Annotated in this window: 14 protein-coding genes and 1 pseudogene; all 15 read left to right on the forward strand. The window is 67.9% G+C overall.

Annotated features, from left to right (window positions below; translation table 11 throughout):
• Positions 1 to 417 precede the first annotated feature (417 nt).
• Positions 418 to 1,353 (forward strand): hypothetical protein, encoded by a 936-nt coding sequence (locus R6Y94_RS38325; protein ID WP_318401585.1) that lies wholly within the window; start codon positions 418 to 420, stop codon positions 1,351 to 1,353.
• 346 nt (positions 1,354 to 1,699) lie between these two features.
• Positions 1,700 to 2,605, forward strand: a complete 906-nt coding sequence (locus R6Y94_RS38330; RefSeq protein WP_318401587.1) for an AraC family transcriptional regulator — start codon at positions 1,700 to 1,702, stop codon at positions 2,603 to 2,605.
• 250 nt (positions 2,606 to 2,855) lie between these two features.
• Positions 2,856 to 3,305: a nitroreductase/quinone reductase family protein gene (locus tag R6Y94_RS38335; protein ID WP_318401589.1), complete on the forward strand. Its 450-nt coding sequence runs from the start codon at positions 2,856 to 2,858 to the stop codon at positions 3,303 to 3,305.
• Positions 3,306 to 3,430: 125 nt separating this feature from the next.
• Positions 3,431 to 4,921, forward strand: coding sequence for an aldehyde dehydrogenase family protein (locus tag R6Y94_RS38340; protein WP_318401591.1), 1,491 nt, complete (start codon positions 3,431 to 3,433; stop codon positions 4,919 to 4,921).
• Between the two features lie 964 nt (positions 4,922 to 5,885).
• Positions 5,886 to 6,389 carry a VOC family protein gene (locus tag R6Y94_RS38345; RefSeq protein ID WP_318401593.1) on the forward strand — a complete coding sequence of 168 codons (504 nt, stop codon included), beginning with the start codon at positions 5,886 to 5,888 and terminating at the stop codon, positions 6,387 to 6,389.
• Positions 6,386 to 6,730 carry a YciI family protein gene (locus tag R6Y94_RS38350; protein ID WP_318401594.1) on the forward strand — a complete coding sequence of 115 codons (345 nt, stop codon included), beginning with the start codon at positions 6,386 to 6,388 and terminating at the stop codon, positions 6,728 to 6,730. Before R6Y94_RS38345 ends, R6Y94_RS38350 begins: the two co-directional genes overlap by 4 nt.
• Positions 6,727 to 7,923: an RNA polymerase sigma factor gene (locus R6Y94_RS38355; RefSeq protein ID WP_318401596.1), complete on the forward strand. Its 1,197-nt coding sequence runs from the start codon at positions 6,727 to 6,729 to the stop codon at positions 7,921 to 7,923. Before R6Y94_RS38350 ends, R6Y94_RS38355 begins: the two co-directional genes overlap by 4 nt.
• A gap of 524 nt (positions 7,924 to 8,447) precedes the next feature.
• Positions 8,448 to 8,570, forward strand: a complete 123-nt coding sequence (locus R6Y94_RS38360) for a hypothetical protein (RefSeq protein ID WP_318401597.1) — start codon at positions 8,448 to 8,450, stop codon at positions 8,568 to 8,570.
• Positions 8,571 to 8,585: 15 nt separating this feature from the next.
• The gene (locus R6Y94_RS38365) at positions 8,586 to 8,825 is read left to right on the forward strand and encodes a hypothetical protein (RefSeq protein WP_318401599.1); all 240 of its coding nucleotides are present in this window, start codon (positions 8,586 to 8,588) and stop codon (positions 8,823 to 8,825) included.
• Positions 8,826 to 9,067: 242 nt separating this feature from the next.
• Positions 9,068 to 9,418 (forward strand): hypothetical protein, encoded by a 351-nt coding sequence (locus tag R6Y94_RS38370; protein WP_318401601.1) that lies wholly within the window; start codon positions 9,068 to 9,070, stop codon positions 9,416 to 9,418.
• Positions 9,418 to 9,861, forward strand: coding sequence for a MerR family transcriptional regulator (locus R6Y94_RS38375; protein ID WP_318401602.1), 444 nt, complete (start codon positions 9,418 to 9,420; stop codon positions 9,859 to 9,861). Before R6Y94_RS38370 ends, R6Y94_RS38375 begins: the two co-directional genes overlap by 1 nt.
• Entirely contained in the window at positions 9,848 to 10,156 is a 309-nt protein-coding gene (locus R6Y94_RS38380; protein WP_318401604.1) for a hypothetical protein, read from the forward strand. The genes R6Y94_RS38375 and R6Y94_RS38380 overlap by 14 nt, the downstream gene beginning before the upstream one ends.
• Positions 10,153 to 10,485 carry a YnfA family protein gene (locus R6Y94_RS38385; RefSeq protein WP_318401605.1) on the forward strand — a complete coding sequence of 111 codons (333 nt, stop codon included), beginning with the start codon at positions 10,153 to 10,155 and terminating at the stop codon, positions 10,483 to 10,485. The genes R6Y94_RS38380 and R6Y94_RS38385 overlap by 4 nt, the downstream gene beginning before the upstream one ends.
• A 358-nt stretch (positions 10,486 to 10,843) precedes the next feature.
• Positions 10,844 to 11,476, forward strand: a complete 633-nt coding sequence (locus R6Y94_RS38390; RefSeq protein ID WP_318401607.1) for a hypothetical protein — start codon at positions 10,844 to 10,846, stop codon at positions 11,474 to 11,476.
• Between the two features lie 263 nt (positions 11,477 to 11,739).
• Positions 11,740 to 12,078, forward strand: a pseudogene (locus R6Y94_RS38395) (helix-turn-helix domain-containing protein); the annotation flags it as partial.
• Positions 12,079 to 12,081: the final 3 nt, after the last annotated feature.

The following is a 12,081-nucleotide window of genomic DNA, read 5'->3' on the forward strand; positions in this document are numbered from 1 at the left end:
CGGACGGCTGGGCGGTGACCGGACGAGAGGCTGGGAAGTGGCCTAGGTCACATCAGCGCGTCGCCGGGCTCCCAACGGATGGCACAGCGTCGCCGTGTGAGGTGCGTGGGTGGCCGGGACGAGGCCCGGTCCGGCGGGTGTTTTGACCATGGCCTAATCCGCGGCAGTTCGAGGTCCAAGAAAGCGGGACCGATGCTGAAGGGGTTCGCCTCTTTCCGGAACCCGGTCGGCCCCCTCTTGTCGCCCTCTCTGGGCAAGAAGGGGCCTTTCCTTACGCCTGGCAAGAAGCGGTCAACGCCGGTCACCGCGCCGGTCGTACCGGCACAGTGTGTGCGGCACGCCCGCTGCCGCCGGCGACGGCGCCAAGACTTCTGGGGGACACCGTTGCGCAACAGGTGGACGGTCGAAAAGGAGCCGGTGCTCGGTTGGCTGGCTCGGCTGTCCGAGCGAGGGCTGCGCGAGGTGGTGCGGCTGGGCGAGGAGACTGCGGTCTACCGGGTGGTCGAGGTGCCGTGGTTCGGGTACGACCGGGCCGCACACGGCTCGTTCGCCAACGTCTTCGACGCGGGTGTGCCCGGACGCGAACCGCTCGACCTGTTCCAAGCCACCTGCCGGGTGACGTCCCGCGTCGCGTACGCCGATCCCGGCGGTCGACTGGTGGAGGACGACGTCACCAACATCGGAGCGGTGCTCGCCGCCGCCCCGCACGCCGGGCCGCACACCGGCCGCAACCCGCTGGATCTCTCTGCCTTCCCGGCGCTGGACAGCGCGCAGGAGATCGACCTGATGATCGAATCGTATTCCGACGTCTGGCTGCCGTGGTGTTCGGCCCAATACGAACAGGGCGCGCATCTCGACGACCTGGCCGACAACCGGGAACTGGCCCGCCGGCACACTCCCCGGCTCAACGAGTTCCTGGCGGGTGTCGCCGAGAGCGCCGAGCGGACCGGCGGTGCGCTCGAAATCTCTCCGGACAACACCTCGCCCGAATTCGGATTCCAGCTACACGACCACGGAGTCCGGCTGGACGTCGACAACCCGCTCGAACGGTCGGTCTATCAGCGGTTCGGCGGGCGGGACGATCCCGACCTGCTCGGGGCACTGCGCCGCGCCGCCGAGAAGGTGCGGCGGACGCCGCCACCCGCGCCGTACCGGGCGGCGGTCTGTGCCTGGACGGACCACGTCGGCCGTCAGCTCTACGAGGCCGATCGCGTCGCCGTGCTCGCCGCCCTGCGCCGCCCCGACACCGCGTCGGCTCCGCTGAGCCGAGACGAGTTGGCCGGCATCAGCACCGTCTGGGTCCAGATCTACCGGCGGCGGCACCGGTTCGCCGTCGACGAACTCACCGGCTGACCCAGGGATCAGCCTCTCCCACTCGAGATCAGACAACTCGTAACGACGAACCACGCGCTACGTCATCCGATATCCAAGATCTTTTGAAGACACTTTCTAGCTAGGCCGCGAGGTCATCAAGCTCACCTCGTCCTGCAGGCGCTCGTGCAGTGTCCGTGTCGGCGCTGACGCCGGGCGACGCCTGAGGGTAACTGGGGCGGCTCGGATCGCCGGGCGACGCCACGCCTGCGCAGCGGGGTCGGCTCTGGGACCTTCCGCCCCCACCACGTTGCACGCAACTCTCTGATCCTTGCACGATCCTCCAGCGGCCGGGCGGCCGGCGCGGGTTCCGTGCTGCACTGGTGACATGTCCGCAGACGAGCTTGTCGAACTGCTGCAACGGCATGCGCGTCCCGATTTGACCACTGCCATCGACGGTGTCCGGATCTGTGCGGCCGACCGTACCGTTTCGCCGGGCTCCTCGATGTCCGGGACGGTGCTGGCGGTCGTCGCCCGGGGCTCGAAGCGTCTGGCAGTGGGAGACCACATCCACGAGTACGGCGCTGGTCAGTACCTCGTCGCCTCGGTCGACATCCCGGTGACAGGACAGTTCGTCGATGCCGTCCCGGGGCACCCTGCGCTCGGTTTCGGGATGACTCTGGAGCCCGCCGCCATCGCGGAGCTGCTGTTGCAGGCTGGTCCGGGGGAGCTACCGAGGTCTCCTGGCAGCGTACGGCCGGGAATCGTGGTCAGCGACGCGCCGGACGAGTTGCTCGATGCTATCGTGCGGCTACTGCGCCTACTCGGCCGGCCAGGGGACCGGAGGGTACTGGTCCCACTGGTCAAGCGCGAGATCCTCTGGCGGTTGATGACGGGGGAACAAGGTGACATCGTCCGTCAGCTCGGCCTGGCCGACAGCAGCCTGGCACATATCAGACGTGCTGTGCAGTGGATCCGGGAAAACTACAGCCGGCCGTTTCGGGTCGAGGAAGTAGCGCAGCTTTCCGGCATGAGCGTCTCCGCCTTCCACAAGAACTTCCAGGCGGTGACGGAGATGTCTCCCATCCAGTTTCAGAAGCACATCCGGTTGCAGGCGGCGAGGTTGTTGCTGGCGAGCCGTCCGCACGATGTCACCGGCGTCGGCCATCGTGTCGGGTACGACAATCCGTCCCAGTTCAGCCGGGAGTACCGGCGCCAGTTCGGTGCTCCGCCCAGCGTTGACGCGGCACGTATGCGGGACGGCGCCGCCCTCGCCCCTGCCGCGCTGCCCTGACGGTCGCCCGGGCGAAGAGGATTGTGCAGCCACCCGAGACGATCGCGCTAGCCCCGGTGTCGCGGCGTTGCTTGTATTGGAGATACCGGAACGCGGCACGGATTCCGGAGCATCACGGAGAAGGGGCGGGTAATGAAGATCGCCGGCCGACCGTTGACCGCCGCAAGGGAGAACATGGAATACCACAAGCTGTGGCGGTCCGGGGGCAAGGGTCGCCACGTCCCTCTCGACGACGAGCGGTAGCGCGACTATGGCCGTGGACGACGCCGTCATCCGTGCGCTCGCCGTCGGGCCGGACTCCTCCCGGGACGAGCGCACGATCGAAATCACGACATTGGGCCGACGCACCGGTATTCCCCGCCGCAACGAGATCTGGTTGCACCGCGTCGACGGCCGTTGGTACCTGACCGGCATGCCTGTTCCCCGTAGTTGGTACGCGAACCTGCGAGCCAATCCGCGGTTCATGGTTCATCTGAAGCACGGGGTCACGGCCGACCTGCCCGCTACTGCGGTGCCGGTCGACGAGCAGACACGGCGGCGGGTGATCACCGCGGTCCTCGACCTGCAGAACCGGCCCGACGTCGCGGCGCGGGTCAGCCAGCGCCAGACCTTCGACGTGTGGTTCGCGGGCAGCCCGCTGGTCGAGATCGTGTTCGACGACGAGCAGTTGCGGGCAGCATCCTCGGCGCCACCCGAATAGCTCGAATCTCTGTAATCGGTCGCGCCGTGCGTAGCTTCCCTCTACGCCGGCTGGAAGTCCTGATGCCCGCCCCGGCGAGCGTTGCGGCCCGCCCCAGTTCGACCCGGCATCGTTCGACAACTCCGATGGTCGCCGATCACACAACCGCCGGCTCATCCGGCGAGTTCGGCGTCGAACAAACCAAGGAAACAATTACCATGGAGCACAACGTGATCAACAACATCTACATCAACGGCGAGTTCGTCACCCCGCACGGCACGGAACTCTTCGACCTACACAACCCCGCCACCGGACAAGTGATCGGACAGGTCCAGCTCGCCGACGAGGTGGACGCCGAGGCCGCTGTCGCAGCCGCGAAGCGCGCGTTGCCGACGTGGTCCGCGACGTCCCGAGAAGAGCGGATCGACGCGCTGCGCCGACTTCACGACGCGGTCGCCGCGCGACTGGACGACATCCGGGAAGCCGTCGTAGTGGAGTACGGCGGACCAGTCCGCAACTCGTACCTGGTCGATTCGATCCCCGGCGTGTTCACCGACATGATCAAGACATTGGAAAACTTCGAGTTCATCCGGCAGGTAGGCAACGCCGTCGTGGAGATGGCGCCGATCGGTGTTGCCGGCCTGATCATGCCGTGGAACTCCGACGCATTCTTCATCTCCGACAAGCTCGCGACCGCACTGGCCGCCGGCTGTACCGCCGTCATCAAGCCGAGCGAGATGAGCGCGACCCAGACCCAGGTCCTGACCGAGGCACTACACGCGGCCGGAGTACCCAGGGGCGTGTTCAACATCGTCACCGGCCGCGGCGACGTCGTCGGGACCACCATCAACCGGCACCCCGACATCGCCAAGATCTCCTTCACCGGCTCCACTGAAGTCGGCAAAATTATCATGCGGGAGGCGTCTGACACGCTGAAGAGCCTGACGCTCGAACTCGGAGGCAAGTCTCCGTCGATCATCCTGGACGACGCCGACCTCGAGGAGGCCGTGACCGGCGCGCTCGGGGCCGGATTCGTCAACAACGGGCAGGCGTGCGTCGCCGGCGCCCGCATCCTCGTCCAGGAGAACCAACTCGACGACGTCCTCGCACTCATCACCAAGAAGGTGGCGACCGACTACCCCGTCGGCGACCCGAGCGACCCGACGACCGGCATCGGCCCGATGGTGAGCCAGCGGCAGTGGGAACGCGTCCAGTCCTACATCCACCGCGGTATCGAGGAAGGCGCCCGGATCGTCGTGGGCGGCCCGGATCGCCCCGAAGGACTCTCCGACGGGTACTACGTGCGACCGACGGTGTTCGCTGACGTCACCAACGACATGACGATCGCACGCGAGGAAATCTTCGGACCGGTCCTGTCAGTCATCACCTACCGCGACGAGGACCATGCCGTCGAGATCGCCAACGACTCCACCTACGGCCTGCACGCCTATGTGTTCTCCGGCGACCCCGCGCGAGCACGCCGCATCGCGTCCCGCCTGGAGGCGGGCCGGGTGTCCGTCAACGGCGGCTTTGAACAGCTGTCCCCGTTCGGAGGGTTCAAGCAGTCCGGGCTCGGGCGGGAATACGGCAGCTTCGGCCTTGAGGGCTTCCTGGAGCCCCGGTCCGTAATGCTGTGACGGGTACGGCCGGACCCCGTAGCTGGTATGCGCGCACCCAGATCTCTTCGCGCATCTCCAGCATGGGTCCGGCCGACCTGCCCGCGCCAGCGGTGCCGCGTACTCTTCAGCGCCAAAAGGCCGGCGACGGTAACCGACCGTCAACCGTAGGATGTGCTGATAATCCTCCCGAATGTTGGTAGCGGATACAACGAGCGAAGTGACCAGAAAGAAAGTACCTGGTGCGATGAGCCGGGAAATGCGAATGGTGCGCACGGGATTCCGCCGCGAGTTCGGCTTGATGCCCGCACTCGCCGCTGAGGGGGAGCGGGAACGCGCGGCGATCGTCGCCGACCACATCGAGCTGATCGGCACGGCACTCCATCATCACCATCACGGTGAGGACCTTGTTATCTGGCCGAAACTGCTAGAGCGCTGCCCGGAGGAGATCGCACCGCTCGTGCACGGCATGCCTTCAAGCCGCAGGCTTCGGCCTCGCCCTCGCCCTGCTCGACCGGCCACTGCTGGCCGGAATCCTGCCGCCGTCGCCCTCGGCACCGCCATGGTCTACCCCGCCCTCATTGCCGCCGTCTCCGACCACGCCCACCCCACCTGGCGCGCCAACGCCCTGGGCACCCACCGCTTCTGGGGCGACATCGGCTACGCCGCAGGCGCCTCATTGCCGGCATCCTCGCCGACACCCTCGGCCTCACGCCACCGTCATCGCCGCCGCTCTCACCGCCGCCTCCGGCCCGCTCGCCGCCCACTGGATCATCGAACACCGGGACTCCTTCAGCCGCCGCCCGCCCGACGGCGGGGACGGGGCCGTCGGCGGCAACGAATCGCCGTAGAAAACCTGACCTGTCTGTCGGATCGAGTCGTTCTCCAGTCGTCTGAAGGGTGAGAGCGCGGGACCACCGCACGCGCTGGTGGCCTGACCACACCGCCCTGTACGGGGCTCGATCGATGAAGGAGAACCAAAAGGATGACGCAGTCAACCAAGCCGATTCCGGAGACATACCGCCGGATCACGCCGTGTCTGGTGGTGGACGGGGCAGCGAACGCCATCGACTTCTACACGCAGGTGTTCGGCGCGACCGAGCGGATGCGGTTTCCCGGTCCGGACGGCATGATCGCCCACGCCGAGATCGAGATCGGCGACTCGGTGCTGATCATCGAGGACGCCTCACCACACCTGGGCACCGTCGCCCCACCGGCCGACGGGCTCGCCGGGTCGCCGGTGTTCCAGTTCGTCTATGTCGAGGACGTCGACGCCAGCGTGGCCCGTGCCGTCGAGCTCGGCGCGCGGCTGAAGCGGGCACCGCAAGACCAGTTCTACGGTGACCGCGACGCGTTCGTCATCGACCCGTTCGGGCACGGCTGGACCATCGCCTCCCACGTCGAGGACGTGAGTGCGGAGGAGCTGGGCCGGCGGTTGACCCAGATGCAGGGACAGCCGGCGGCGGGAGAGGGAGGATCGGGCAGATGAAGTACGTGCTGATGTTCGTCGAGACCGAGCAGTTCGCCGCTGACCTGGCCGCCATGGACGACGCCGAGCGGGAGCGGGCCTACGGCCGCGTGGGCCAGTGGTTCGCCGAGCACGCCGACCAGGTCACCCGCCACGTGTACCTCATGCCCCCGGAGTCGGCGACCACGCTGCGCCTCGACCGCGGCGAACCGGTGGTCACCGACGGGCCGTTCGTGGAGGGCAAGGAGATCGTCAGCGGCTTCGCCGAGATCGACGTGGACAACCTCGACGCCGCCCTGCGACTGGCGAAGTCGTGGCCGGGCTGCCCGCTGGTGGAAGTCCGCCCGATCGCCGCCACATGACGGCGACACCGCAGGCCGAGCTGGTCCGGGTGGTACGCGACCACGCGGGCCGGCTCGCCGCCGCCCTCGTCGGCCTCACCGGCGACTTCGCCACCGCCGAAGACCTGGTCCAGGACGCCGTCGAGACGGCGCTCACCCACTGGCCCGTCGACGGCACTCCCGAACGGCCCGACGCATGGCTGTTCGCCGTCGCCCGCCGCCGCGGCCTGGACCACCTCAAGCGGCAGGCTCGATACCGCAGCAAGCTCGCCCTGCTGCACTGGCCCACCCTGCCCGAACCGGACGACCGGCTACGGCTGCTGTTCACCTGCTGCCATCCCGCCCTACCCCGTACCGGCCAGATCGCCCTCACCCTGCGCGCGGTCTGCGGACTAACCACCGCACAGATCGCCCGTGCCTTCCTCGTCCCAGAGTCCACGGTCGGGCAGCGGATCACCCGCGCCAAACGCAAGATCAGCGAAGCCGGCATCCCGTACCGGATCCCGGACCCGGACGAACTCGCCGGCCGGCTTTCGGAGGTCCTCGCGGTTATCTACCTGCTGTTCAACGAGGGCTATCTGACCACCACCGGCACGGTCTCGCACGACCGCGACCTGGCCGACGACGCCGAGTTCCTCGCCGCCCTACTACACCGGCTGATGCCCACCGAGCCCGAAGTCATGGGCCTGCTGGCGCTCATCCGGCTACACCAGGCCCGTACCGGAGCCCGGTTCGACGCCGACGGTCGCATCATCCAACTTCCCGACCAGGACCGCAGTCTCTGGAACCACACCGCCATCACCGACGCCGGCGACCTCATCGCCCGCGCCGCCGCCCACCGCCGCCCCGGCCCCTACCAACTCCAGGCCGCGATCGTCGCCTGCCACGCCGAGGCCACGCGGTGGCAGGACACCGACTGGCCACAGATCCTCGTGCTCTACACCATGCTTCTCCGCCTGCAGCCATCTCCGGTCACCCGCCTGCACCGCGCCGTCGCACTGCGCTACACCGACGGGCCACACGCGGCGCTGGCCGAACTCGACCATCTCGCCGGCACCTTGGACGGCTACCACCTGTACCACGCCACACGCGCCGAGCTCCTGCGCGCCACCGGCCAGCCGGAATCGGCCCAGGAAGCCGACGAACGAGCGTTGACACTGGCCGCCAACCCCGCCGAGATCGACCTGCTCCGGCACCGCCTGCACTGGCGATAGCCGTCGCCTGCCCCGACGCAGGCTCATCGACGGGCCCAGGCCCCGGCCAGGACCCGCCAAACGACAGCACCTGTGACCGGGTTCCAGCCAGACGGATGCCCGGGCCGCCTCGGTGCCCGGGGGAGACGCTGACGAAGGTCGGCGACTGCGGTCACCGCGCACCAGCCGTCGTCGCAGCGAAGGCTCGCCGTCGTGGCCGTCGCGAGTGGGGCCGGACACGGCAGATTCCGCCGAGCCAGGCATCGAGGCTCTGCTGGCTCGCGTCCGCAGCGGTCCGGACGGCGGCGGGTCGTGCGCAGGAGCAGCCGAACTCGTTCAGCACCAGGCCGCCCCCCTTTTTTTTGCTGATCGCTGGCTGACGTCAACGACCTCAGTCGTGCTGGTGACGCTGTCGTCGAGTTGTATGGTGCCGAGCCCGCCGTACACGAGGCCGATCCTGCAATCCGGGTGGGAGTCCAACCCGTTCGACCGAACCGCTGAACGGCGCCGGTTGAGGGTGCTGCTCGACCTGCCGCTGATGACCGGTGACGCTTCGCAACACCGTGCACAGCGCCGCTCTCCACTTCACCGGCCACCAGCCGAGTACCGGCGGGGAGAGCATCCTGGTGACGATGCCGCCCGACGAGGAGCAGACTCTCCTGCGCTGACTCGACGCCTGGGGTGTGCTGACCCTGCCGGGCGGCCGGGTCGCGCTCGACCCAGGCACGTTCGTGGAAAAGCTGGTACCAGCGGCATCGACGACGCTGGACGGAATCATGTCCCACACCCCCACCGATCGGCTGCCCGCCCACTCGCCGCCCAACGCTCAGCACAACTGGGAGTTCTGCGACACCACCGGTCACCGGCTCCGCCTGCTCTATGGCATACCTGAACCGAACTCCCCGACACCTGACCGTACGTGACGGTCTCCGTCCGGCACGTCGACCAGCACAACCGTCGAAAAGCCGAGTACAAGATCCGAATACCGCGTGCGGAACAGCGCGGATCACCTGGCTCACCAGCGGAGGACCGCGAGCGACGAGTCAACAGGTCTCCACCGCCCGCTACCCCTTCCTGCTGCCAGGCGACCTCGCCGAGGGGCCCGAACTAAAGCTCGCGCGAACGGCTTGCATCCTGTACCCAGGTACAGGCTTACCGTCGGAGCATGACCGATACGAGGGCTCTGGCCGAGGGATCATGGGTGCCGCGGGCGTGCACGCTGCCGACGGCAGAGCAGCCGTTGCGGCTGGCCGAGTTCGACGAACTGTTCGCCTCGGCGGTGATCAGGGTCGAGTCGGTTGACACGTCGCGGGTACATCTGGAGCTGCGACCGGAGCCGACGGTAGCCGCAGGGGCGGCGGAGCTGATGGTACGGGAGACCGGCTGCTGCTCGTTCTTCACCTTCAGCCTGACCGCGACCGGTGGGCAACTGGCCCTGGACGTCGCGTTGCCGGCCGGGCACGCCGACGTACTCGACGCTCTCACCGCCCGCGCCGCTGCCGGCGGCCAGCCGTGATGTCGGGACTGCGGTCCGGGCAGGTGGCGGAGGCGGCGGGGGTGAACCAGCAGACGCTGCGCTACTACGAGCGCCGGGGTCTGGTGGCCGAACCGAACCGGACACTGGGCGGACACCGGCTCTACCCGCCCGAGACTGTCACGACCCTGCGGGTGATCAAGACCGCGCAACGGCTCGGGTTCACCCTTGATGAGATCGCCGAACTGCTGGCTGTCAGCACCCATCGGAAGGGTCGCCGGCCGGAGGCCGGGTTGCAGGCCCGTGCGCAGGCCAAGCTTGTCGAGGTGGAGCAGAAGATCGCCGACCTGTGCGTGATCCGGGACACGCTGCGCGAGGCGGTCGCAGCCGGTTGCGATGACCTGGTCGTCTGCGCGGACAGCCCGTGCTGTCCGCTCCCGTTCGTCGGACTCGCCACCAAAGGAGCCGATCATGCCGAGGGTTGATGCACGTCGAATAGTGTCCGGGTTGACCGGGCTGGCCGGGACCGCGTGCGCGGCGTGCTGCGTCCTGCCGCTGCTGCTGGCGGCCGGCGTCGTCGGCGGCGCCGGCTGGACCGCCGCCGCACGGGCGATGCCGCCGATCACGGTCGTACTGGCAGTGGTCGCGGGGATCGCATGGTGGTGGGTATCCCGGCGAATCCGCCGGCGCCGCACCGAGTGTGCGGGCGGGGACTGCGCCTGCGTCGGCCCGCGCACCCGGCAGGCAGCGGAGAAGATCCCGGTAGGGCCCTCGTCGTGACCCTCGCCCGTTCCCTCGTCCTGTTCGTGCTCGCCGCGCTCGCCGAGATCGGCGGAGCCTGGCTGATCTGGCAGGGCTGGCGAGAGCACCGCGGACTGCTGTGGATCGCCGCCGGCATTGTGGCCCTCGGCGCGTACGGATTCGCGGCGTCATTGCAGCCGGATCCGAACTTCGGCCGGATCCTGGCCGCCTACGGCGGGATCTTCGTCGCAGGCTCCCTGGCCTGGGGCATCGTCGTGGACAAGTTCCGACCCGACCGGTGGGACATCACCGGCGCTGTGATCTGCCTGATCGGCGTCGCCGTGATCATGTACGCCCCGCGCGGCTGACCTCACCACCTGCCGCCAGCCGCCCACAGACGCTTGATCTCCCAACGGATCACGTCGGACAGGCTCGTTCGTGGCGATCATGTCGAGTGCAGGCTGCGTGCGGAACTGGTGCAGTGCCGCGCAGTTCGGGTAGAAAGCCGCTGCGTTTTCGCGCGTCGATCTTGTCTGGGACATCACGCACCACCAGAGGTCGAACTGGCAGAGCGAGTTGAGGAGGGGATCCGACTGGGAGAGGGTATCGGCCGGATCAAGGAGATCAGCCGGAACATCCGGATGTATCGCGGGACGCAGAGCGGTAAGGGCGAGGGCGATTAGTTGGCCGCCCCGTTCGACGCCATTCTCGGAGAAGAGGGGATTGGTGCGGGCCGCGAACACCTGCCCATGCTTTAACCACCGCTCGCTGCCGTACGGACGCCGGATCAACGCCTTAGCGGGATGCGTCGAGCGGTATCGGCCGATCGGCTATCTCGCCACGTTTGGGTACTTGGAACGGGTCGCACGGCCTTTTCGTCGCGATGAGACTGCGCTTCTCCGGGCGTTGGACGCGCTCATCTCAAGCCGGGATCTGTGGTTGGTCGAGTTGAGCGCGTATTTGGAGCGGCGGCGGGAGGCCAAACGTGTGGGTAAGCGGCGCCCGCGGGAGACTCAACTCAACTCGAACTCACCAGTCTGTTGGTACGGCGATTCGAGAAGGGCGGCCATCTTCACGGTCGGCTTCTTGCTGAGGAACCAGGGCAGGGTCGCCAAGGCTGACACCGATGTCGTCCGACTCGCCTCGACCTGCTTGGAGGCCGGCGGGAACCTCGCCTCAGCAGAGCACGAGCAACTGAGCGGGCTTCGTCGGCACTTCGAGCACCTTCGCGAGGTCTCCGGCTGGCCAGACGTCGACTGGCCGAACTGGCAGAAAGCGAACCAGTCGTTGGTGCTCTCGCGCCACATCATGTGCGCGATCGCCTCCGACGATGCATGTTCCGGACATGTTATGAAGTAGGTGGCGCCGACATCCTCAACTGTCGCTGTGGGTGGGGCGCACCGCCATAGCGGCGAGTCGCGTTCCCGGGTAATACGCCGCCGCGTACTCGTCTTGTCGGGAGCCGTGCGGGGTCATGCCGGCCGGGCGCTGTTGACGTATGCTACGGACGTGGAGGGACTAGGCACTACCTTGTTGGGCTTGCTGTGCTGTGTCGTCGGAATGATCGGCGTACTCGGTCTACTCGGTGCTGTTGCCGTTAATATGCGAAGCAAATAGCTGCAATCCGAACAGTTGATGACTCGTCGCTGTCCACGCGCAGCCTGACCCGCCTGACCGAGCTGATCCGCGACCGTCGCCGGGCGGTCGGCGGCCGATGGCACCGGCTACCCGCCCAGCGGCAGGCGCTGATGGCCCTGGCCCACCTGCGCAACGGCGACACCCTCACCCGCCTCGCCGCCGGCTACGCGGTGTCCGTCACCACCGTGTGGCGGCACCTACGCGAGGCCGTCGACCCCAACGCCGCGATGTGCCGAGCCGCCCGACCGGCGTGTGCGATCCTCGGCGGCACGCTGATCCCGATCGACCGGGTCGCCGACCAGCGGCCCTACTACTCCGGCAAGTGA

This window comes from Plantactinospora sp. KLBMP9567 (assembly GCF_033446045.1).
Lineage (GTDB): Bacteria > Actinomycetota > Actinomycetes > Mycobacteriales > Micromonosporaceae > Plantactinospora.

What these genes read in the sequence shown, in the direction of transcription:
- R6Y94_RS38380 (WP_318401604.1), top strand. Translation starts at nt 9,848, where the DNA reads ATGCCGAGGGTTGATGCACGTCGAATAGTGTCCGGGTTGACCGGGCTG.
- R6Y94_RS38330 (WP_318401587.1), top strand. Translation starts at nt 1,700, where the DNA reads ATGTCCGCAGACGAGCTTGTCGAACTGCTGCAACGGCATGCGCGTCCC.
- R6Y94_RS38375 (WP_318401602.1), top strand. Translation starts at nt 9,418, where the DNA reads ATGTCGGGACTGCGGTCCGGGCAGGTGGCGGAGGCGGCGGGGGTGAAC.
- R6Y94_RS38340 (WP_318401591.1), top strand. Translation starts at nt 3,431, where the DNA reads ATGGTCGCCGATCACACAACCGCCGGCTCATCCGGCGAGTTCGGCGTC.
- R6Y94_RS38335 (WP_318401589.1), top strand. Translation starts at nt 2,856, where the DNA reads ATGGCCGTGGACGACGCCGTCATCCGTGCGCTCGCCGTCGGGCCGGAC.
- R6Y94_RS38350 (WP_318401594.1), top strand. Translation starts at nt 6,386, where the DNA reads ATGAAGTACGTGCTGATGTTCGTCGAGACCGAGCAGTTCGCCGCTGAC.
- R6Y94_RS38355 (WP_318401596.1), top strand. Translation starts at nt 6,727, where the DNA reads ATGACGGCGACACCGCAGGCCGAGCTGGTCCGGGTGGTACGCGACCAC.
- R6Y94_RS38345 (WP_318401593.1), top strand. Translation starts at nt 5,886, where the DNA reads ATGACGCAGTCAACCAAGCCGATTCCGGAGACATACCGCCGGATCACG.
- R6Y94_RS38370 (WP_318401601.1), top strand. Translation starts at nt 9,068, where the DNA reads ATGACCGATACGAGGGCTCTGGCCGAGGGATCATGGGTGCCGCGGGCG.